The organism is Cellulosimicrobium sp. SL-1 (genome assembly GCF_011033075.1).
GTDB classification, from domain to species: domain Bacteria; phylum Actinomycetota; class Actinomycetes; order Actinomycetales; family Cellulomonadaceae; genus Cellulosimicrobium; species Cellulosimicrobium funkei.
Map to the genome: position 1 here is coordinate 1 of NZ_JAACJC010000012.1, position 20,110 is coordinate 20,110.

At 75.3% G+C, this 20,110-nt stretch carries 18 protein-coding genes; 10 read left to right on the forward strand and 8 right to left on the reverse strand.

Translation table 11 applies throughout. From position 1 onward, the window contains the following. The coding region (locus GWJ10_RS17395; protein ID WP_241005882.1) for a PrsW family intramembrane metalloprotease at positions 1-1,439 on the forward strand (1,439 nt) is incomplete at its 5' end. Here the strand turns inward: GWJ10_RS17395 and GWJ10_RS17400 are convergent. Next, positions 1,399-2,097 (reverse strand): helix-turn-helix domain-containing protein, encoded by a 699-nt coding sequence (locus GWJ10_RS17400; RefSeq protein WP_241005883.1) that lies wholly within the window; start codon positions 2,095-2,097, stop codon positions 1,399-1,401. The two genes, GWJ10_RS17395 and GWJ10_RS17400, sit on opposite strands and share 41 nt — an antisense overlap. Positions 2,098-2,180: 83 nt before the next feature. Between GWJ10_RS17400 and GWJ10_RS17405 the strand changes: the two genes are divergently transcribed. Next, the gene (locus GWJ10_RS17405; RefSeq protein WP_163188724.1) at positions 2,181-3,365 is read left to right on the forward strand and encodes a benzoate/H(+) symporter BenE family transporter; all 1,185 of its coding nucleotides are present in this window, start codon (positions 2,181-2,183) and stop codon (positions 3,363-3,365) included. 149 nt (positions 3,366-3,514) lie between these two features. Here the strand turns inward: GWJ10_RS17405 and GWJ10_RS17410 are convergent, their stop codons facing one another. Then, entirely contained in the window at positions 3,515-5,854 is a 2,340-nt protein-coding gene (locus GWJ10_RS17410; protein WP_163188725.1) for an LLM class flavin-dependent oxidoreductase, read from the reverse strand. After that, a complete protein-coding gene (locus GWJ10_RS17415; protein ID WP_163188726.1) occupies positions 5,851-6,798 on the reverse strand; it encodes an LLM class flavin-dependent oxidoreductase in 948 nt (315 codons plus the stop codon). Before GWJ10_RS17415 ends, GWJ10_RS17410 begins: the two co-directional genes overlap by 4 nt. A 90-nt stretch (positions 6,799-6,888) precedes the next feature. Between GWJ10_RS17415 and GWJ10_RS17420 the strand changes: the two genes are divergently transcribed. Then, positions 6,889-7,425, forward strand: coding sequence for a MarR family winged helix-turn-helix transcriptional regulator (locus tag GWJ10_RS17420; RefSeq protein ID WP_083711613.1), 537 nt, complete (start codon positions 6,889-6,891; stop codon positions 7,423-7,425). 178 nt (positions 7,426-7,603) lie between these two features. On the opposite strand, the gene GWJ10_RS17425 is transcribed toward GWJ10_RS17420, so the two are convergent. The 3 genes from GWJ10_RS17425 to GWJ10_RS17435 are packed head-to-tail and all read right to left on the reverse strand — an operon-like array spanning position 7,604 to position 11,186. Next, positions 7,604-9,040, reverse strand: coding sequence for an MFS transporter (locus tag GWJ10_RS17425; RefSeq protein WP_163188727.1), 1,437 nt, complete (start codon positions 9,038-9,040; stop codon positions 7,604-7,606). Next, on the reverse strand, positions 9,037-9,975 hold the full coding sequence (locus GWJ10_RS17430; RefSeq protein ID WP_241005884.1) for a polysaccharide deacetylase family protein: 939 nt from the start codon (positions 9,973-9,975) through the stop codon (positions 9,037-9,039). The genes GWJ10_RS17425 and GWJ10_RS17430 overlap by 4 nt, the downstream gene beginning before the upstream one ends. Beyond that, the gene (locus GWJ10_RS17435; protein ID WP_163188728.1) at positions 9,972-11,186 is read right to left on the reverse strand and encodes an ROK family transcriptional regulator; all 1,215 of its coding nucleotides are present in this window, start codon (positions 11,184-11,186) and stop codon (positions 9,972-9,974) included. Before GWJ10_RS17435 ends, GWJ10_RS17430 begins: the two co-directional genes overlap by 4 nt. 142 nt (positions 11,187-11,328) lie before the next feature. Between GWJ10_RS17435 and GWJ10_RS17440 the strand changes: the two genes are divergently transcribed. From GWJ10_RS17440 to GWJ10_RS17450, 3 genes are all read left to right on the forward strand, one after another. Beyond that, the gene (locus tag GWJ10_RS17440) at positions 11,329-11,910 is read left to right on the forward strand and encodes a 1-acyl-sn-glycerol-3-phosphate acyltransferase (RefSeq protein ID WP_082774840.1); all 582 of its coding nucleotides are present in this window, start codon (positions 11,329-11,331) and stop codon (positions 11,908-11,910) included. 377 nt (positions 11,911-12,287) lie between these two features. Beyond that, positions 12,288-13,037 carry a lytic polysaccharide monooxygenase gene (locus GWJ10_RS20045; protein ID WP_034651675.1) on the forward strand — a complete coding sequence of 250 codons (750 nt, stop codon included), beginning with the start codon at positions 12,288-12,290 and terminating at the stop codon, positions 13,035-13,037. Between the two features lie 241 nt (positions 13,038-13,278). Continuing rightward, on the forward strand, positions 13,279-14,016 hold the full coding sequence (locus GWJ10_RS17450; RefSeq protein WP_021483737.1) for a lytic polysaccharide monooxygenase: 738 nt from the start codon (positions 13,279-13,281) through the stop codon (positions 14,014-14,016). 151 nt (positions 14,017-14,167) lie between these two features. Here GWJ10_RS17450 and GWJ10_RS17455 read toward each other — a convergent pair whose 3' ends face one another. Continuing rightward, positions 14,168-14,545 carry a S4 domain-containing protein gene (locus tag GWJ10_RS17455; RefSeq protein ID WP_034651673.1) on the reverse strand — a complete coding sequence of 126 codons (378 nt, stop codon included), beginning with the start codon at positions 14,543-14,545 and terminating at the stop codon, positions 14,168-14,170. Between the two features lie 171 nt (positions 14,546-14,716). On the opposite strand from GWJ10_RS17455, the gene GWJ10_RS17460 reads away from it, so the two are divergent. The 3 genes from GWJ10_RS17460 to GWJ10_RS17470 all read left to right on the forward strand — a co-directional run bounded on the left by GWJ10_RS17460 (position 14,717) and on the right by GWJ10_RS17470 (position 17,453). After that, positions 14,717-14,983: a GlsB/YeaQ/YmgE family stress response membrane protein gene (locus GWJ10_RS17460; RefSeq protein WP_009865881.1), complete on the forward strand. Its 267-nt coding sequence runs from the start codon at positions 14,717-14,719 to the stop codon at positions 14,981-14,983. 125 nt (positions 14,984-15,108) lie between these two features. Beyond that, positions 15,109-16,293 (forward strand): GNAT family N-acetyltransferase, encoded by a 1,185-nt coding sequence (locus GWJ10_RS17465; protein ID WP_163188729.1) that lies wholly within the window; start codon positions 15,109-15,111, stop codon positions 16,291-16,293. After that, the gene (locus tag GWJ10_RS17470; protein WP_163188730.1) at positions 16,290-17,453 is read left to right on the forward strand and encodes a GNAT family N-acetyltransferase; all 1,164 of its coding nucleotides are present in this window, start codon (positions 16,290-16,292) and stop codon (positions 17,451-17,453) included. The genes GWJ10_RS17465 and GWJ10_RS17470 overlap by 4 nt, the downstream gene beginning before the upstream one ends. A 27-nt stretch (positions 17,454-17,480) precedes the next feature. Here GWJ10_RS17470 and GWJ10_RS17475 read toward each other — a convergent pair whose 3' ends face one another. Beyond that, a complete protein-coding gene (locus GWJ10_RS17475) occupies positions 17,481-18,059 on the reverse strand; it encodes a dienelactone hydrolase family protein (RefSeq protein WP_163188731.1) in 579 nt (192 codons plus the stop codon). Between the two features lie 210 nt (positions 18,060-18,269). Between GWJ10_RS17475 and pgi the strand changes: the two genes are divergently transcribed. After that, the gene (gene pgi, locus GWJ10_RS17480) at positions 18,270-19,997 is read left to right on the forward strand and encodes a glucose-6-phosphate isomerase (protein WP_043653468.1); all 1,728 of its coding nucleotides are present in this window, start codon (positions 18,270-18,272) and stop codon (positions 19,995-19,997) included. Positions 19,998-20,110: the final 113 nt, after the last annotated feature.

The window sequence follows — 20,110 nt, forward strand, 5'->3', positions numbered from 1 at the left end:
CCGTCGTCGCGCCGCCCGTGCCGACGAGCGCCCTGCGCACCTTCCTCGCGCCCGACACGTGGCGCAAGGCCGCCCGCGCGGCGCGACCGGCCCCGCGCGGCGCGCCGGGCGGACGCCTTCCCGCGTCGCCCGCCGGGTGCGTAGCCTTACCGCCCGTGACCTTCCCGCCGCACGGCCCGGCCGTCCCCCCGCCCCAGCAGCCGCCGCACCCGCTGGGCCCGGCGGGTGCCGCCGTCCCGCTCGACCCGCGCGCCGTGCTCGAGGGCCGGCCGCCGGGCCGCGCGCGCGTCGGCGTCATCGTGACGATCGCCGTCGCGAGCCTGTGCCTGCTCGTGGGCCTCGTGCTCGCGGCGCTGTCCGGGGTGGGCACGTTCACGGTCGGGCTGCTGCTCGCGCTCGTGCCGCTGGGCATCTGGGTGCCGGTCGTGCTCGCGCTCGACCGCCTCGAGCCCGAGCCGCCGAGCGCGCTCGTCGTCGCGTTCCTGTGGGGCGCGGGGATCGCGACGCTCGTCGCGGGGATCCTCAACACGCTCGGCCTGGAGCTGCTCACCGCGCCGCTGTTCGGCGAGGAGGTCGGCTGGTACGTCGTCGCGTCGTTCGGGGCGCCGTTCGTCGAGGAGATCCTCAAGGGCGCGGTCCTGTTCGGGATGCTCTGGTTCCGGCGCCACGAGATCGACGGCTGGACCGACGGCGTGATCTACGCCGCGATGGTCGCCCTCGGGTTCGCGGCGGTCGAGAACGTCACGTACTTCGTCATGGCCGCGCAGGACGGCACGCTCGGCCCGACGTTCGTGCTGCGCGCGATCGTCACTCCCCTCCTGCACCCGCTGTGCACGGCGCTCACGGGCCTCGGCGTCGCGAGCGCGGCCACGAGCCCGCCCGGGCCGCGCCGCGTGCTCGCGCCGCTCGGCGGTCTCACCGCGGCCATCGCCCTGCACATGCTGTGGAACGCCTCGACCGGCTTCGGCCCGCTCGCGCTCGGGGTCGCGTACCTCGCCGGGCTCGGGGTGCTGGTCACGCTGGTCGTCCTGCTCGTCCGGGACCGACGCCGCACGGTCGCGACGATCCAGCGCCAGCTCGTGCCCTACGTGCCGACGGGCCTCGTCACGCCCGCCGACCTCGCGATGCTGTCGACGCTCGCCGCGCGCCGTCAGGCGCGCGACTGGGCGCGTCGCACCGGTGGCGCGGGGGCCGCGCACGCGATGCGCGACTACCAGCAGGCCGCGACCGAGCTCGCGCTGCTCCACGACCGGGTCGAGCGCGGCGCCGTCGAGGCGTGGCGCGTCGAGGGGCAACGGCGCGCGCTGCTGCAGCTCATGCTCACGGCGCGCCAGGCGTTCCTCGTCCGGGCCCCGCAGCCGCCGCCGGCCCCGTGGTCGCCGGGCGCGCCGTCGGGGTTCACGTCCGGCGCGTGGGCGCCGGGACCGGGCCTGCGGTAGCGGGCCGCTCGCCGCGTCGCGGGGGCGTGCGGATGACGAGCACCGCGTCGACGGGTGCCCCGTCGAGCGCGCGGTAGGAGTGCTCGGCGTCCGACACCCAGCGCAGCCCGTCGCCCACGGTCACCACGGCCTCCGCGCCACGACGGCCCGCGCGCACGCGACCGGACGTCACGAGCAGGTGCTCGACGACGCCCGGCCCGTGCGGCGGCGACGTGCGGTCCGCGGCGGGCTCGAGGTGCAGGTGGTAGACCTCGACGGCCGTGCCGTCGGGCAGGTGGTGGGCGTCGAGGAGGCGGGCCCGGACGCCCTCCGACGACACCTCCGACCCCGGCCGCTCGGCGAGGAGCGTCGCGAGCGGGACGCCGAGCGCCCCGGCGAGCGCGTAGAGCGTCGCGAGCGTGGGGTTGCGCGCGCCGTGCTCGATCTCGGAGAGCGAGCCCTTCCCGACGCCCGCCGCCGCCGCGAGCGCCGACAGCGACAGCCCCCGCTCGGCCCGCAGCGCCCGGATCTGGGCGGCGACCGCGGCGAGCGTCTCGTCCCCGCGGCGGCCCGACGACGCAGGGGCACCACCGCCCGGGTCGTCGCCCGACCCTGCGCTCGCCCCCGCGCTCGCTCCTGCGCCCGCTCCCGTGCCCGCCTGCGCTCCCCCGTCGCTCACGCGCGGCAGCCTACCGGCCGTGACTCAGGCCACTCTGGTAGCGTTCCGCAAACAGAACGGCTCGGCACGTCCGCTGGAGCAGCATGGAACCCGACCCGGAGCGCCTGCGCCCCGTCCTCGCCGGGCTCGTCACGGCCCTCGTCGGCTTCACGAGCTCGTTCGCCGTCGTGCTCGCCGGCCTGCGCGCCGTCGGCGCGACGCCCGATCAGGCCGCGTCCGGGCTCCTCGCCCTGTGCGTGACGCAGGCCGTCGGCATCCTCTGGCTGACGACGCGCCACCGCACCCCGCTCACGCTCGCCTGGTCCACGCCCGGGGCCGCGCTGCTCGTCAGCACGGGCGCGGTCGCGGGGGGCTGGCCCGCCGCGGTCGGCGCGTTCTGCGTCGTCGGCGGGCTCGTGCTGCTCACCGCGCTCTGGCCGCGCCTCGGCGACCTCGTCGCCGCGATCCCCACCCCGATCGCCCAGGCGATGCTCGCGGGCGTGCTGCTCACGCTGTGCCTCGCGCCCGTCCGGGCGTTCGTCACGACGCCGCTGCTCGTGGCGCCCGTCGTGCTCACGTGGCTCGTGCTGCTGCGGGTCGCGCCGCGCTGGGCCGCGCCGGCGGCGCTCGCGGTCACGCTCGCGATCGTCGGGCACGAGGCCGTGGGGAGCGGCACCCTCGCCTGGGCCGACGCCGTCCCCCGCCTCGACCTCACCGTCCCGACGCTGTCGTGGCAGGCGGTCGTCGGGCTCGCCGTGCCGCTCTACGTCGTGACGATGGCGTCGCAGAACGTCCCCGGCGTCGCGGTCATGGCCTCGTTCGGCTACCGCGTGCCGTGGCGCGAGACCATGACCGTCACCGGCCTCGCGACCCTCGCGGGCGCCACCGCGGGCGGGCACGCGATCAACCTCGCGGCGATCTCCGCAGCGCTCGCCGCGGGCCCCGAGGCGCACCCCGACCCGCGCCGGCGCTGGGTCGCGGCCCACACCGCGGGCTGGGCCTACCTCGTGCTCGCCGTCGGCTCGGCCGGCCTCGCCGCGCTGGTCGCGGCCGCGCCCGACGGGCTCGTCGAGGCGGCCGCCGGGCTCGCGCTCGTCGGGACGCTCGGCGCCGCCGTCGCGGGCGCGGTCGCCGAGCCGCGGGGCCGCGAGGCGGCCGTCGTGACGTTCCTCGTCGCCGCGAGCGGGACGGTCGTCGCGGGCATCGGCGCCGCGTTCTGGGCCGTGCTCGCGGGCCTCGCGGTCCACGCGGTGCTCACGCTGCGCCGTCGGGCACCCACCCCGGGGTAGAGCCCCGGTAGCCCCAGGTAGAGGCGTGGTAGCGCGAGGTAGAGCCCTGGTAGCGCGAGGTAGAGGCGTGGTCGTTGACCACGCCTCTACCCCGGCGGACCGGGGCTCTACCTCGGCGGACCGGCGCTCTACCCCGGCGGACCGGGGCTCTACCTCGGCGGGACGACGGCGGGCGCGGGCTCGTCCGTCGGGTGCGGCCCGAGGACGGGCAGGTTGTCGCGGAAGACGTTCGTCGGGTCCACGCGGCGCTTGACCTCGCGCAGCCGCTCCAGGGTCGCGGGCGGGAACGCGTCCGTCACGCGCTCGGTGCGCAGGTCGGTGTCGAAGCTGAGGTACATCCCGTCGAACACGTCGGCGAGCGCGTCCCAGCGCGCGTCGAGACGGGACCGGCTCGCCCCCATCGCGACGACCGAGAAGTTCGCGGACCGGTGCGCGTACGCCGTCGCGTCGGCGGGGACGTCCGACGCCGCACCGCCCGTCGAGCGGATCTGGAAGAAGTACGTGTCCCCGCTCGCGACGAGGCCCGCGAGACGCGCCGACGCCTCGGGCGTGAGGTGCTCCAGCAGCCCGGACCGCGACACGGGCTCGCCCTGCCCCCCGTGCGGGCCGGGTGGGGGCGCCGAGACGACGGCGTCGTACGGCACGATCTGCGCCGTCGCCCGGGCGAGCAGCGGGGAGATCGCCGCGAACGGCTGGAGCCGCGCGAGGACGGTGTCCGGGTCGTCGGAGTCGACCATCGTCATGGACTGCGCGACGAGGGGCTGCCCGGGCCGCGGCCGCCCCACGATGAGGAAGCTCGTCGTGTCCCGCGGCGAGGCCTCCACCGTTGCGCCCCAGCGCTCGAGGAACCCGGCGAGGTCCGACGCGTCGTGCACCATCTGCGCGAACCCCACCGCGGACACCTCGTCCGCGACGAGCTCGAACGACGTGACGATCCCGACCTGCGCCCCGGCGCCGCGCACGGCCCAGAACAGGTCGGTGTTCTCGTCGTCGCTCGCGCGTACGACCGAGCCGTCCGCGAGCACGACCTCGACCGCGCGCACGTGGTCGATCGTCAGGCCGTGCGCCCGGCCGAGGAAGCCGATGCCGCCCGCGGTCGCGAGACCGCCCACCCCGACGCCGCCGGAGTCGCCCGACGTGATCGCCCAGCCGCGCGGCGCGAGCGCCGCCGCGACGCCGCCCCACCGCGCGCCGGGGCCGACGCGCACGAGGCGCGCGGCGTCGTCGAGCACCTCCACCTGGTCGAGCGCGGCGAGGTCGAGGACGATGCCGCCGTCGTTCGTCGAGCGCCCGCTGATCCCGTGCCCGCCCGAGCGGACGGACAGCGGCACCCGGCGCGTCACCGGCTGGGCGCGCGCGAAGGCGAGCGCCTCGACGACCTCCGCGGTGTCGCGCGGGCGCAGCACGAGGCCCGGCGAGCCGCCGCGCAGGTAGTTCGAGCGCACGCCCGCGTACGCGGCGTCGCCCGGCTCGACGGCGCGCTCCGCGAGCGAGGCGGGGACGTCGTCGTAGGCGATGCCGTCGCGACGCGCGGACCGCACGGCGAGCGGCACGACGCGCGACGTGTCGGTGCCCCGCTCCGCGCGCGCGGCGTCGACGGCGTCGCGCAGGGCGGGCGCGACCTCGTCCGCGAACCGGCGGGTGGTGCGCTCGTCGTCTGTCGCGAGGATCAGCGTGGAGACGCCCTCGTCGAGGACGAGCGGCAGGAGCCGCTCGACCCAGGCCTCGGGCGGCCCGGAGAGGTCGGGGGCGCCCCCGAGGCCGGACGCTCCGGCGTCCGCCTCGAACGTGCCCGACACGTTGAGCAGCCGCGTCACCTCGCGCGGGTCGCGCCCGACGGCGGCCGCCGCCTCGTCGATGCGCGCGTTGCCCGCGCGCAGCCCGTCGAGGCCCACGCGGCCCAGCGACGGGAGCCAGCCGTCGGCCTTCTCCCCCACCAGGCGCAGCATCCGCGGGCCGAGCGCGCCCAGCCACAGCGGGATGCGGCGCGTGGTGCCCGGGCCGGGCGTCGCGCCGTCAAGCCGGTGGTGCCGGCCGGGGACGAACAGCTCGCCGTCGCCGTCCTCGTCCCAGATCGCACGGATCACCTCGATCGCCTCGGCGAGCGCGTCGACGGACTCCCCCGGCGTGAGCCGGCGCGTGCCCATCGCCGCCATCGCGTCCCAGAAGGCCCCCGCCCCGAGGGCGAGCTCGACGCGCCCGTCGGAGAGCAGGTCGAGGCTCGCCGTCGCGCGCGCCAGGACGGCGGGCGGCCGCATCGGGACGTTGACGACGTCGGGCGCGACGTGGATGCGCTCCGTCGCGGACGCGACGTACGACAGCAGCGTCCACGTGTCGAGGAAGCGCGGCTGGTACGGGTGGTCCTGGAACGTCACGAGGTCGTAGCCGGCGTCCTCCGCGACGCGCGCGAGCCCGACCGCCGTCTCCGGGTCCTGCGCCGACGGCGTGACGAACGTGCCGAACCGGAGCGGGTGGCCGTAGTCGGTCATGCGCGGGCCCCGCCGTCGGTCGGTGCGACCGATGCCGCGCCGTCGGTCGTGCCGCGCGCCGCCGCGACGAGCTCGCGCGCGGCGGGCGCGACCTCCTGGCCCACGACGGCGAGCGTCGTCGGGTCGTCTCCGCCGACAATCCACGTGGACACGCCGTGCTCGAGCGTCACCTCGGCGACCTGCTCGGCCCACTGCCGGGGCGACCCCTGGAGGAACCCGGCGCCGCCGTCGGCGGTGAACCGGCCACCGACGTTGAGCAGGCGGCGCAGCGCGCGCGGGTCGCGGCCCGCCTCCTGGGCGGCGGCGTCGATCGTCGCGTTGCCCTGCGCGAGCGCCTCGAAGCTCTGCAGGTACGCGAGCGACGGGAGCCAGCCGTCGGCCTGCGCGCCGACGAGGCGCAGCATGCGGGGCTTGAGCGCCCCGACCCAGATCTCGACGTCGTGCGCGGGGGCGGGGCCTCGCTTGGCGCCGTCGACGTGGTGGTACGTCCCGCCCACCTCCAGGCGCTCGCGCGTCGTCGTGTCCCACAGCCCGCGGATGACGTCGATGCCCTCGGAGAGCGCGTCGACGGACTGCCCCGGCGTGAGGCGCTCGCCGCCCATCGCGACGATCGGGTCCCAGAACCCGCCCGCGCCCAGGCCGAGCTCGACGCGCCCGCCCGACAGCCGGTCGAGGCTCGCGACGGCGCGCGCCAGCACCGCCGGCGGGCGCAGCGGCAGGTTGAGCACGTTGCCCGCGAGGCGGATGCGCTCGGTGCGCGCCGCGACCCACGACAGCAGGGTCCAGGTGTCGAGGAACGCCGCCTGGTACGGGTGGTCCTGGAAGGTCACGAGGTCCAGGCCGACCTCCTCGGACAGCTGCGCGAGCGCGACCGCCTGCTGGGGCGCCGCGGCGGTGGGCGTGACGAAGGACCCGAAGCGCAGGTCGTGGCCGTAGTCGGGCATGGCTCCTCGCGATCTCAAGATACGTTGTTGAGCAGAACATATCGAGAACAGATAGGTGGTGCAACCGCATTCCCGCGGTACCCTGAGCGGATGAGCACGAGCGCGACGACCGCCGCACCCACCGGCCCGACCGAGCTCCCCGGCCGCCTCGAGGACCTCGGCTGGCACCTCGGCGTCCTGCTGCGCGCCTACCGCGCGACCGTCGAGCAGGCGCTCGACGACGTCCCGCACGGCACGCGCGGCTACCAGGTCCTCGTGACCGTGGCGCAGGGCGACCACCCCACGCAGCTCGCGCTCGCCGAGCACCACGGCATCGACCGCACCGTCATGACGTACCTCGTCGACGACCTCGTCGCGTCCGGCCTCGTCGAGCGGCAGCAGAACCCCGCCGACCGGCGCGCACGCCGCGTCGTCGCGACGCCCGAGGGCCGCCGTCGTCTCGCCGGGTGGGCCGCCGCCGTGCACGACGCCGAGGAGGAGCTCCTCGACATGCTCTCCCCCGACGAGCGCGGCACCTTCCGGACCCTCATGCGCCGCGTCGCGTGCGACCTCCGCGACATCGACGCGGGCACCGACCCGTGCGCCGTCGCCGAGCACACCCTCGGCACCACCACCCCGCCCAGGTAGAGGCGGGGCCCGCCGAGGTAGAGCCAGGGTCAGCCGAGGTAGAGCCGTGGTGCGCCTCGCGCGCGACCACGGCTCTACCTCGCGCGACCACGGCTCTACCTCGCGCGACCACGGCTCTACCTCGCGTGACCAGGGCTCTACCTCGGGCGACCGGGGCTCTACCTCGCGGGGGCGGGGGCTACCTCGGGAGGGGGTCCGCGGCGGTCGGTGAGGCGTCGGCGAGGGCGGCGTCGGTGCCCTCGGGGTCCCGGCCGCGCAGGGGGTAGAGCCAGAAGCACACGAAGGCCAGGGCGGCGATGAGGACGGGGACGCCGCCGAGCAGGAGGCGCACGCCCGTCGCGACGCCGTCCGGCTGCACGACGTCGCCCGTGCCCTCGACGTACCCGCTCGCGGAGAGCACGGCCGCGACCAGGACGGCCTGCACGATCACGGACCCGCGCACGACGAACCCGTTCGCCCCGAAGTACATGCCCTCGCGGCGCAGGCCGGTGCGGCGCTCGTCGTCGTCGATGACCTGCGCGAGCGCGACCTCGAGCACCTGCATGAGGCCGGCCACGCCGACGCCGACGGCGAGCCCCGCGAGCGCGGCGCCGAGCACGGTGGTCGGCACGAGGTAGAGGCACGTCGCGAGCCCGTACACGGCGACGACCCACAGCATCGTGGAGCGCGGGCCGATGCGGCGCACGACCCACGACCACCCGACGATCGCCGGGATGGCGGCGACGAAGATCGGCGCGAGGAGGAACGTCGCGTCGGCCTCCGCCCCGCCGAGCACGTAGCGCACGTAGAACGGCACGGCGGCGAGCACGATCGCGGTGGTGCTCTGCAGCAGCAGCGACCCGAGCACGTAGGTGACGAACGCCCGGTTCGCGAACGTGTAGCGCAGCTGGGCGCCGAGCCCGACGGCGGCCTCGCGCTCGCGCACCGCCGCGACGTCGACGGGGCGCTCGACCATGCCGGCGAGGGACCACGCGAAGAACCCGAGGCTCACGACGGCGAGGAGCAGCGCCATCCACGTCCACCCGAGCGTCCCGTACAGCAGCGGGGCGCCGGCGGTACCGAGGATCATGCCGACGAGGCCGAAGATCTGGCGCGGCGCGTTCCCGCGGGCGCGCTCCGCCGTCGTGCGGAAGATCTCGGGGAACAGCGCGGAGACGTTGAGCACGACGACGACGTACGCGACGTCGTACACGGCGACGACGACGAGGAACCACACGACGAGCCCGGTGGGGCTCAGCGCGGGCGGCGTCCACACGAGCGCGAACGCGACGACGAGCGGCACGACGCCGAGCCCGATCCACGGCACGCGACGGCCCCAGCGGGTGCGCCGCCGGTCGGAGGCCGCGCCGACGAGCGGGTTGAGCACCGCGTTGAGGACGCCGTGCGCGACCATCGCGCCCGCGACCCAGCCGGCGGGCACGCCGAGGTGGTCGACGTAGAAGTAGACGACGAACGCGGAGAACGTCTGGAGCAGCAGGTTCGCGGGGAACGCGGACGCGCCGTAGGCGACGGTCTGCGCGCGCGTGGCCCCGCCGACGAGGCGGCGGTCGCGCACGCGGGCGAGCAGCCCCCCGCTCGGCACCGTGCCCGACGGCGTCCCGGACGGCGCGCTCATCGCTCGCCCCGCTGGACCGCGCGCAGGTCGCGCCAGCCGACGCGGACGAGGCCCTCCTCAGCGATCACGGCCGCGACGGCCGGGTCGGCGAGGAGGCGGTGCTCGAACCCACGCTTCGGCGCGGCGTAGTCGGCGACGTCGCCGAGCTCGTCGTCGTCGAGCATGGGGTGCAGGTAGATCTCGGTGACGCCGGCCGGCACGCGGCGCAGCAGGTCGAGGAAGCCGTCGCGGACCTCCTCGTAGCCCTCCGCGTCGTCCGTGCCCTCGCCCGCGAGCTCGAACGGGTGCGTCCACAGGCGGTCGACGAGCACGACGCCGAGCGCGTCGGCCGCCGCGGTCGCCTCGTCGAGGAGCGGCTGGAAGTCGCCGGGCGGCAGGAGCATCCCGTCGGTCGTGCGCGGCAGGCGGAACGGCAGCCCGTGCCGGGCCGCGAGCTCGAACACCTGCGGCAGGAACGAGCGTCCCGTCTCGAGCCCGTAGACCGAGCCCATGTGGTTGTCCAGGTGCGAGACGTCGACCCCGGCGGCGAGCGCGGCGTCGAGCTGCGCCGCGAGCTCGGCCGCGACGTCCTCGGCGCGTGCCTGCTGCTCGACGGCGCGGACGTCGCGCGGGAAGTACCCCGCGGCGTCGACGAGCGACGTCCCCGTCCCAGTGAGGGGCCGCCACCGGTAGCGCGTCCACTCGCTCGTGAGCACGAGGTGGACGCCGACGTCGACGGGGTGGGCCGCGGCGAACGCGAGCGCGTCCGGCGCCCAGCCGCACGGCACCATGACGGTCGCGGAGTCGAGGTGCCCGGCGAGGAGCAGCTCCGAGATCGCGCGGTTCGCGGCCCGGCACATGCCGTAGTCGTCGGCGTTGAGGATCACGGCGCGCGCGTCGTCCGCGAGGCCCAGCCGGGACACCAGGTCCGACGGCGGGCCGCCCGGGTCGGTCACGACGCGGCCTCCGCGCGCTCGTCGCCGGCGTCCTCGCCCTCGACCGGCGCGGAGTGGGCCGCGGCGGCGCGGAACACCTCGTCGCGCAGCGCGTCGCTCGCGGACCGGGCCGCACCCACGACGACGGCGTCGCTCGTGAGCTCGGACGGGACGACCCGCACGGGCAGCACGGCCAGCTTCTCGCCGAGGAAGCGCTGCACGCGCTCGGCGATCGGCGGGCGTGCGGCGTGGTTGGTGAGCACGAAGAGCTCCGGCTCGACGACGAGCGCGACCGCCGCCGCCACGACGCCGATGCGCTCCGCGACCTCGTCGAGCACGTCGCACGACGCGCCGTCGCCGTGCTCGGCGCGGTCCACGAGGTCCTTGACGGCGATGTCGTCCGGGAGGCCGTTCTCCTTCGCGATGGCCGCGATCGACGACGCCCCGAGCGTCTCCGAGCCGAGCGACCGGCCGGGGTGCGGGAGGAAGGAGACCTCCCCCGCGCCGCCCGCCGCGCCCCGGTGCAAGCGACCGTCGAGGACGAGTCCGGCGCCGAACCCGTCGCCGAGCCCCAGCACGACGAACGTCCGGACCCCCGCCGCGACGCCGTCGCGCTGCTCCGCGAGCGCCGCGAGGTTGAGGTCGTTCTCGAGCGTCACCGGGCAGCCGAGCGCGTCGACGAGCGCGTCGTGGAGGTCCGTGCCGCCCTTCTCGAAGCCCGGCACCCGGCGGATCGTCGCGTGGTCCGGGCTGACGATCGACGGCACCGCCGCGACGGCGCGCGTCACCTCGACGCTCGCGCCCTCGGGCAGCCGGGCCTCGACGTCGGTCACGCACGCGCGGGCCAGCTCGGCGGCGGCGCGGGCGCGCGCCGTCGGGGTCGGCCTGACGTCGCGACGCTCGGCGCGGGCACGGACCGCTCCCGTGACGTCGACGAGCGCGACCCGCACGCGGTCGCGCGCGACGTCGATCCCCAGCCCGAACGCGTAGTCCGGGTCGACCCGGTACAGCGTCGCGGCCGGGCCGCGACGGTCCCGGTCGAGCCCTGCCTCCGTGACGACGCCCGTCGCCTCGAGCGCGCGCAGGGTCTGCGCGACGGTCGTCTTCGACAGGCCGGTCGCCGCGACGACGTCGGGTCGGGCGACCTGCGCGCCGGTGCCGAGGACGTCGAGCACGGCGCGCGCGTTGAGGGTGCGCAGGAGGGCGGGGGTTCCGGCGGGAGTGGTGTCCATCTGGTCTCCGTCGAGCAGTGGGTGGTCGAGCAGACATGTCCGGGCCGAGCAGGTAGGGCGGGAAGTTCCCTACCCGCCGGAGACTAACCGCGCTGCCTGTGGTTGTCGACGGCGGCCCCGCGCTCCCACCCTGTACCGTGACGTGGTGATCCGCCGAGCCCTCGCCCGCGCCTTCTGGGCGACCAGCCGGTGGCGGCTGCGCTCGCAGCCGTACGACACGAGCCGGCCCACGCTCCTCGTCGGCGCCCCGCACACGTCGAACTGGGACTTCGTGCTCATGCTCGCGATCGCCTGGAGCACCGGCATCCACGTGCGCTGGCTGGGCAAGCACACGCTGTTCGCCGGTCCCGCGGGCCCGGTCATGCGCGCGCTGGGCGGCATCCCCGTCGACCGGCGCGACCCGAGCCGGGTCGTGGCGGACGTCGTCGGCCGCCTCCAGGCGGGCGAGGTCTTCTCGCTCGTCGTCACGCCCGAGGGCACGCGCGGCGCCGGGTCGTACTGGAAGTCGGGCTTCTACCGGATCGCGCGCGAGGCGCACCTGCCGGTCACGCTCGGCTACGTGGACCGCACCACGATGACGACGGGCCTCGGCCCGACGATCGACCTCACCGGTGACGTCCGCGCCGACATGGACGTCGTGCGCGCGTTCTACGCCGACAAGTCCGGCCTCCGGCCCGCGCTGCGCACCGAGCCGCGGCTGCGCGAGGAGGACGCGCCCGCCTGACGGGCCGCGGACCCGAACGCGCCTCGGACGCGTTCCCGCGCAGGGGCGCACCGGGCCGTCCGACGCCCTCGTTCCCGGACGCTCGTCCAGCTCGGGCCGCCGTCTCGTCCGGCGTCCCGGCGCCCTACGTAGTCCCCACACTTTTCACCCGCCGGACGGATGCCCGAGGCACGTCGCGAGGGGGTCGCGGACCCCGGTCCAGCCGCACGAAGACGCCCTCCGCAGGTCGTCGCGTACGGGACATCCCGTACTCCGGAGCGGCCCTGCGTAGGCGTTGGAGCCTCGTCCTCCACCTGCTTACGGTCCCCCTCGTCACGGTCGACGGTGCGGGCTCCGCACGACGTCGGCCCTCCCCGACCTAGGAAGCGAGTCCCCCGATGAAGCGACTCCGCGCGGCGCTCCTCGCCGCCGTCGTGGGCGCGACCGCGATCATCGCCCCGATCGCGATCGCCCCCAGCGCCTCGGCGCACGGCTGGATCACCTCTCCCCCCAGCCGGCAGGACAACTGCGCGAAGGGCACCACGTCCTTCGACTGCGGTTCCATCAAGTACGAGCCCCAGTCCGTCGAGGCCCCCAAGGGCTCGATGAAGTGCTCCGGCGGCAGCGGCTACGCGATCCTCGACGACGCGAGCAAGCCCTGGCCCCGCACGACCACGGGCCGCGACGTGACGTTCCAGTGGAACCTCACGGCGAACCACGCCACGAGCGTGTGGGAGTACTTCGTCGACGGCCAGCTCTTCGCGACGTTCGACGGCGGCGGCGTCCAGCCCCCCAAGAACATCTCGCACACCCTCAAGGGCCTGCCGCTCGGCAACCACACGATCCTCGCGCGCTGGAACGTGTCGAACACGGTCAACGCGTTCTACAACTGCGTCGACCTGACCGTCACGGCCGACGGCACCAACCCCGGCGGGGGCACGCCCGACCCGGGCACCCCGGGCGGCGGCACCCCCGGCGGCGGCACGCCGGGCACCTGCGCGGACCCGGCGTGGGCCGCGACGTCGACCTACACGGGCGGCGCGAAGGTCTCCTACGCGGGCAACGTGTACGAGGCGAAGTGGTGGACGCAGAACAACGTCCCGGGCTCCGAGGCATGGGGGCCGTGGAAGCTGATCGGCGCCTGCTGACCTGCTGAACCCCGCGACGGCGGGTGGTCTCGTCCCACGGGCGAGACCACCCGCCGTCGTGCGTCGCCGACCCGGCGACGAGGGCGCGCCCGGCGCGCGTACGCGGAAGCACGTACGGGCTTTGCCCAATTGTCCGGCTCTCCGCCCGTTTCGTAGCGTCGAGGTGCCCGATCCGAGAAGCGGCCCGCGAGGAAGCGCGCCGCAGGACCCATGCACCACCGGATGGAGAGCGAGACATCTCATGCGAAGACTGAGAGCAGTACTCCTGGCAGCCGTCGTCGGCGCGGTCGCGATCATCGCGCCCGTGGCCGTCGCGCCGAGCGCGAGCGCCCACGGCTGGATCACGTCGCCGCCGAGCCGGCAGGACCACTGCGCGAAGGGCACGACGTCCTTCGACTGCGGCTCGATCAAGTACGAGCCCCAGTCCGTCGAGGCGCCCAAGGGCTCGATGCAGTGTTCGGGCGGCAGCGGCTTCAGCATCCTCGACGACTCGAGCAAGCCCTGGCCGCGCACGCAGACCGGCACGTCGGTCACGTTCCAGTGGAAGCTCACCGCGGCGCACAACACGAGCACGTGGGAGTACTTCGTCGACGGCGTGCTGTTCAAGACGTTCAACCAGAACGGCGCGCAGCCGCCCAGCAACATCTCCCACACCCTGACGGGCCTGCCCGAGGGCAACCACACGATCCTCGCGCGCTGGAACGTGTCGAACACGGTCAACGCGTTCTACAACTGCGTCGACCTGAAGATCGGCAGCGGCGGGACCGACCCGGGCAACCCCGGGAACCCCGGCAACCCCGGGAACCCGGGCAACCCCGGCACGTGCACGGCTCCGGCGTGGTCGGCGAGCGCCGCCTACGTCGGCGGGGCGAACGTCTCCTACTCCGGCCGCAACTACCAGGCCAAGTGGTGGACGACGGGCGAGAACCCGTCGCAGAGCGGCCAGTGGGGCGTCTGGAAGGACCTCGGAGCCTGCTGACCTGCTGATCCCGGGAGCGATCCCGGGAGCGATCCCGACAGCACTGCCGACGGCCGGCGGACGCGTGCTCGCACGCGACCGTCGGCCGTCCTGCGCGTCGGGCGGGCTGGGCGCACGGGGCGCGGTCGCGCGGGTCGGCGGCAGCCCGAGGTCAGCCCCGGCCCCGCAGCCGGTCGAGGTCGCGGCGCTCGCGCTTCGTGGGGCGCCCGGCACCGCGGTCGCGGACCGCGACGCGCACGGTGAGCTCACGCGGCGGCGGGGGTGGGCTCTGGTCGTCGACGGCCGTCGCGGCGAGGGTCGCGGACACCCGCTTCACGAGCACCTTCTCGACGACGAGGATCCGCTCGACCGGACCGCCCCGCACGACGACGCGGTCCTTCACCTTCACGCTCGTCGCGGGCTTCGCGCGCTCGCCGTTGACGCGCACGTGCCCCGCCTTCACGGCGGCCGTCGCCTGCGAGCGGCTCTTGAACACGCGGACGGCCCACAGCCAGCTGTCGACGCGCGCGCTCGTCGCCTCGGTCGTCACCACCCTCCGAGCCTACGAGACCGCGCAGAGCCGGGTGCCGGCGGGGTCGCCCCGCCCCGGCAGACCGCCGTCGGCGTGCGAGGTCCGGGCGCCCGTGCCACGGTGGTGTCAGGTCATTCGGGGCAAGAGTCCTTTTGGCCGGATCTGTCCCTACGGGAAACGGAGCGTGACATGGGCATCATCGGCTGGATCCTCATCGGCCTCATCATGGGTGCCATCGCCCGCGCGATCGTGCCGGGCAAGCAGAAGGGCGGCTGGATCGTCACCCTCCTGCTGGGCATCGTGGGCGCCCTGCTCGGCGGCTTCATCGCCTCGGCGGTGTTCGGCACCGACGTCAACGAGGAGTTCTTCGACCTCGGCACGTGGGGCTTCGCGCTCATCGGCTCCATCATCGTGGTGTTCATCTGGTCCTGGTTCACCAACCGCAAGCGCGCCTGACGGCGTCGGCCGCACCGGCGGCCCGCTTCCCCGGACGGCCCGGTCCCCTCAGGGACCGGGCCGTCCGTGCGTCCCCGGGCGTATTGCCGTGGACGCGCCGCCCGTGCGCCGGACACGCTGGACCCATGAGCGCCGTCGCCCCTCCCGTCCCGGACGCCTCCCTCCCGCGCGGGTACGCGCTCGTCGAGGCCCCGCACCCCGCGTCGCTCGACGCGCCCGAGGCGTGGGCCTACCTCGCCGTCGCGGACGTCGGCCGCGAGCACGACCTCGAGGTGCACGGCTACGACGACCTCGCGCTGCCGCCCCGCGAGATCTTCACGGGCATGGCCCACCAGGAGTACTCCACGAAGCGCCGGTTCGTCGTCGTGCGCTCCGCCGCGGCGGCCGCGTGGCACGAGCAGGGCCTCCCGCCCGCGGTGGGGGACGTCGTCGCGCACCTCTTCGTGACCCGCCCCGTGACGAGCAACGAGCACCTGGGCGAGGCCTACGCCGTCGTGCGTCCCGCCGAGCGCGGCCGCGGCATCGGGGGCGCGCTGCTCGCGCTCGGCGAGCGCCTGAACCTGGACGCGGGGCGCACCGTGCTCTTCTCGGACACGAACCACGGCGAGGAGCCGCCGCCCGGGCCCGGCGCGCTCGAGGCCACGACGGGCGCCGGCCGGGTCCCCACGGACGCGCCCGGACCGCGCTTCCTGCGCGCCCACGGGTACGTGCTCGAGCAGGTCGAGCGGCACTCGGTGCTCGACCTCCCGGTCGCGCCCGCGGTCCTCGACGCGCACCGCGAGGACGCCCGGGCCGCGGCAGGCAGCGACTACCGCCTGCACACCTGGACCGACGAGGTCCCGGAGGCCTGGGCCGACCAGGTGGCGGTCCTCTTCACGCGCATGAGCACCGACGCGCCCACGGGCGGCGTCGACTACGGCGAGGACCCGTGGGACGCGCGGCGCGTGCGGACGTGGGTGCAGCAGCAGGCGGAGAACGACGACGCGTTCCTCGTGTGCGCCGCGGAGCACGTGCCGTCGGGCACGCTCGCGGCGTTCACCGTGCTCGTCCACCCGCGCGGCCGCGAGGACTTCGCGATCCAGGAGGACACGCTCGTGCTGCGCGAGCACCGCGGGCGCCGCCTCGGGATGCTCGTCAAGGTCGCCAACCTCGACGCGCTCGCGGCGCAGCGCCCCGGCGCCCGGCGCGTCCACACGTGGAACGCGCAGGAGAACGACCACATGCTCGCGATCAACGTCGCCCTCGGCTTCCGCCCCGCGGGCGTGTGGGCCGCGTGGCAGCGCCGGACGACCCCGGAGGACGCCGAGTGAGCGCACGACCGACCACCCCCACGACCCGCGACGGGCGCGTGCGCATCGAGCCCGTCCCCGGGCGCCTCGACGCGCCCGACGCGTGGGCCGTCCACGGCACGGTCCGCGTGGGCGACGCGATCGACCGCGCGATCCACGGCCACACCGACCTCGCGCTCGACGCCGCCACGGTCGCGTCCACCGTCGCCAGCGCCGGCTACCGCCGCGTGCTGCGGTGGGTCGCGGTGCTCGACGACGCCCCGCACGGCACGACGCCGCATCCCGAGGACGTCGTCGGCCGGTCGATGGTGGCGCTCCCGCAGCAGGGCAACACGCACACGGCGCTCGTCTACGTCGGCGTGGACCCGGCGCGCCGGCGCCGCGGCGTCGGCACGGCGCTGTGGGAGGCGGCGCTCGACGTCGTGCGCGCGGAGGGGCGGCGCGTGGTCCAGTCCGACTCGTCCTTCGCGCCGGAGCCGCCGCCCGGCCCGGGTGCGATCGAGGCGCCCACGGGCAGCGGACGCGTCCCGGCGCACGACGACGCCACGACCTTCGCGCTGCACCGCGGCTTCACGCTCGAGCAGGTGATGCGGCACTCCGTGCTCGCGCTCCCGGTGCCGCCCGCCGTGCTCGACCCGCTGCGAGAAGCGGCGACGGCGCGGGCGGCCGGGTACCGCGTGCACGTGTGGACGGACGACGTCCCCGAGGAGTGGCTCGCGCAGCTCGCGGTGCTCGAGACGCGCATGAGCACCGACGCCCCGAGCGGGGGACTCGACCTCGCGGAGGACCCGTGGGACGCGGAGCGCGTCCGGACCTTCTCCCGGGAGATCCACGACCGGGGCCGCGGCTACGTCGTCGCCGCGGCGGAGGACACGGCGACGGGCACGCTCGCCGCGTTCTCGATGGTCGCGTACCCCCGCGACCGGCCCGAGGTCGTGTTCCAGGAGGACACGCTCGTGCTGCGCGAGCACCGCGGGCGCAGCCTGGGCCTGCTCGTCAAGGTCGCCGTGCTCGACGAGCTGGCGCGCGCCCGGCCGTCGTCGCGCCGTGTGCACACGTGGAACGCCGAGGAGAACCGGCACATGCTCGCGATCAACGTCGCGCTGGGCTTCGCGCCCACGGGCGTCGAGGCGGAGTGGCAGCTCGTCCTCGACGCACCGGACCCCGGCAGCGCGCCCTGACCCCGGGGGCCGCCGCGGCCCGACCGCTCAGCGGATGCCGTCGAGGAAGCGGATCACCCGCTCGGTGACGAGCGCGGCGGCCTCCGGCTCGTACGACGGCAGGCTCGGGTCCGTGAAGAGGTGGCGGTCGCCGGGGTAGACGAACAGCTCCGCGTCGGGCGTGGACTCCACGAGCTCGCGCGCCGCGTCGAGGTCGCCCTCGCCCGCGAACGACGGGTCCGCGTCCATGCCGTGCACCTGGACGGGCACGGCGTCGGGCCAGGCGTGGCCGAACTCGGAGACGGGCACGCACGCCTCGAGGAGCACCGCGCCCTTGGCGCCCGGCTGCGTCTGGGCGAGCATCTGGGCCGGGAGGACGCCGAGGGAGACCCCGGCGTACACGACGCCGAGGTCGTAGCCGTCCACAGCCCCCCGGGCGCGCTCCAGCACGGTCCCGAAACCGAGCTCCTGCACGTGGGCCATGCCCTCGTCGAGGGTCGCGAACGTGCGCCCCTCGAAGAGGTCCGGCGCGTGCACGACGTTCCCCGCGCCGCGCAGCGTCTCCGCGAGCGTCCGCACGCCCTCCGTCAGTCCCTGCACGTGGTGGAACAGCACGACCTCCGCCATGGTCCCTCCTCCGATCGTCGCTCGTGGGCCGTGCGACGGCGTCGCCGCCCGGTGCGCGCCCGACGGCGCACGCCCCCCATCGTCGCGCGACCCGCCCACGCACGCCCGGGGTCCAGGGACCTGCGACGGCCGTTCGTCAGGCCGCCGGACCATGGACCGCGGGACGGTCGGGGTGGGCGAGGGCCGACGTCGGTCAGTAGTTTGGTGGTCATGACCTCGCAGCCCGTGCCGCCCCCGATCGACCCCACCTCCACGCCGTCCTGGACCGCGCTGACCGTGCACCGCGACACCGTGGAGCCGGACCTGCGCACCTGGTTCGCGGCCGACCCGGACCGCGCGCGCCGCCTCACGCACCAGGCGGCCGACCTCACGGTCGACCTGTCGAAGAACCTCGTCACCGACGAGACGCTCGAGCTGCTCGTGCGCCTCGCCGAGGAGGTCCACCTCGACGACCGCCTCGAGGCGATGTTCACGGGCGAGCACATCAACGTCACGGAGGACCGCGCCGTCCTGCACACCGCCCTGCGCCGGCCGACCCCGCTGGGCGACGACGAGCACCTCGTCGTCGACGGGCAGGACGTCGACGCGGACGTGCACGCCGAGCTCGCGAAGGTCTACGCGTTCGCGGACAAGGTCCGCTCGGGCGAGTGGACGGGCGTCACGGGCGAGCGCGTCCGCACGGTCGTGAACATCGGCATCGGCGGCTCCGACCTCGGGCCGGTCATGGCGTACGAGGCGCTGCTGCCGTACAAGCACCAGGACATCGAGGTCCGGTTCGTCTCGAACATCGACCCGACGGACGTCGCGGAGAAGACGGCGGGCCTCGACCCGCGCACCACGCTGTTCATCGTCGCGTCGAAGACGTTCGGCACGCTCGAGACGCTGACCAACGCGCGCCTCGCGCGCGACTGGCTGTGGACGGAGCTCGCGGCGGTCGGCGCGATCGAGGACACGGACGAGTCCCGGCAGGCCGCCGTCGCGCAGCACTTCGTCGCGGTCTCGACCGCGCTCGACAAGGTCGCGGCGTTCGGGATCGACCCGGCGAACGCGTTCGGGTTCTGGGACTGGGTCGGCGGGCGCTACTCGGTCGACTCCGCGATCGGCACCTCGCTCGCGATCGCGATCGGCCCTGACCGGTTCGCCGAGCTGCTCGCGGGCTTCCACGCGATCGACGAGCACGTGCGCCGCACGCCGTTCGAGCGCAACGTCCCGGTCCTCATGGGGCTGCTCAACGTCTGGTACGTGAACTTCCTCGACGCGCACACGCACGCCGTGCTCCCGTACGCGCAGTACCTGCACCGCTTCCCGGCCTACCTCCAGCAGCTCACCATGGAGTCCAACGGCAAGCGCGTGCGCTGGGACGGCTCCCCCGTGACGACGGAGACCGGCGAGATCTTCTGGGGCGAGCCGGGCACGAACGGCCAGCACGCGTTCTACCAGCTCATCCACCAGGGCACCCGCCTCATCCCGGCCGACTTCATCGCGGTCGCGAACCCCGCGCACCCGCTCGTCGACGCGGTGGGCGACGGCGGCGCGGTCCAGCCGGGCGCCGACGTGCACGGCCTGTTCCTCGCGAACTTCTTCGCCCAGACCAAGGCGCTCGCGTTCGGCAAGACGGCGGACGAGGTCCGGGCCGAGGGCACCGCGGAGCACCTCGTGAGCGCCCGCACGTTCCCGGGCAACCGCCCGACGACGTCGATCCTCGCTCCCGCGCTCACGCCGTCGGTCCTGGGCCAGCTCATCGCGCTCTACGAGCACATCACGTTCGTGCAGGGCGTCGTGTGGGGCATCGACAGCTTCGACCAGTGGGGCGTCGAGCTCGGCAAGAAGCTCGCGCTCGAGATCGCGCCAGCCGTCGCGGGCGACGAGGACGCCCTCGCGGCGCAGGACCCGAGCACCGCGGCCCTCATCGACCGTTACCTCGACCTGCGCAGCTAGCCCGCGCCCCGCCCGGGCACGGGGACGACCGTGCTCGGGCGGCTCGCGGGGGGCGGTCGTGCGCACGGGGACGGGCCGAGCCTCCACGGACCGCGTCCCGCGGTGTGTCCTCC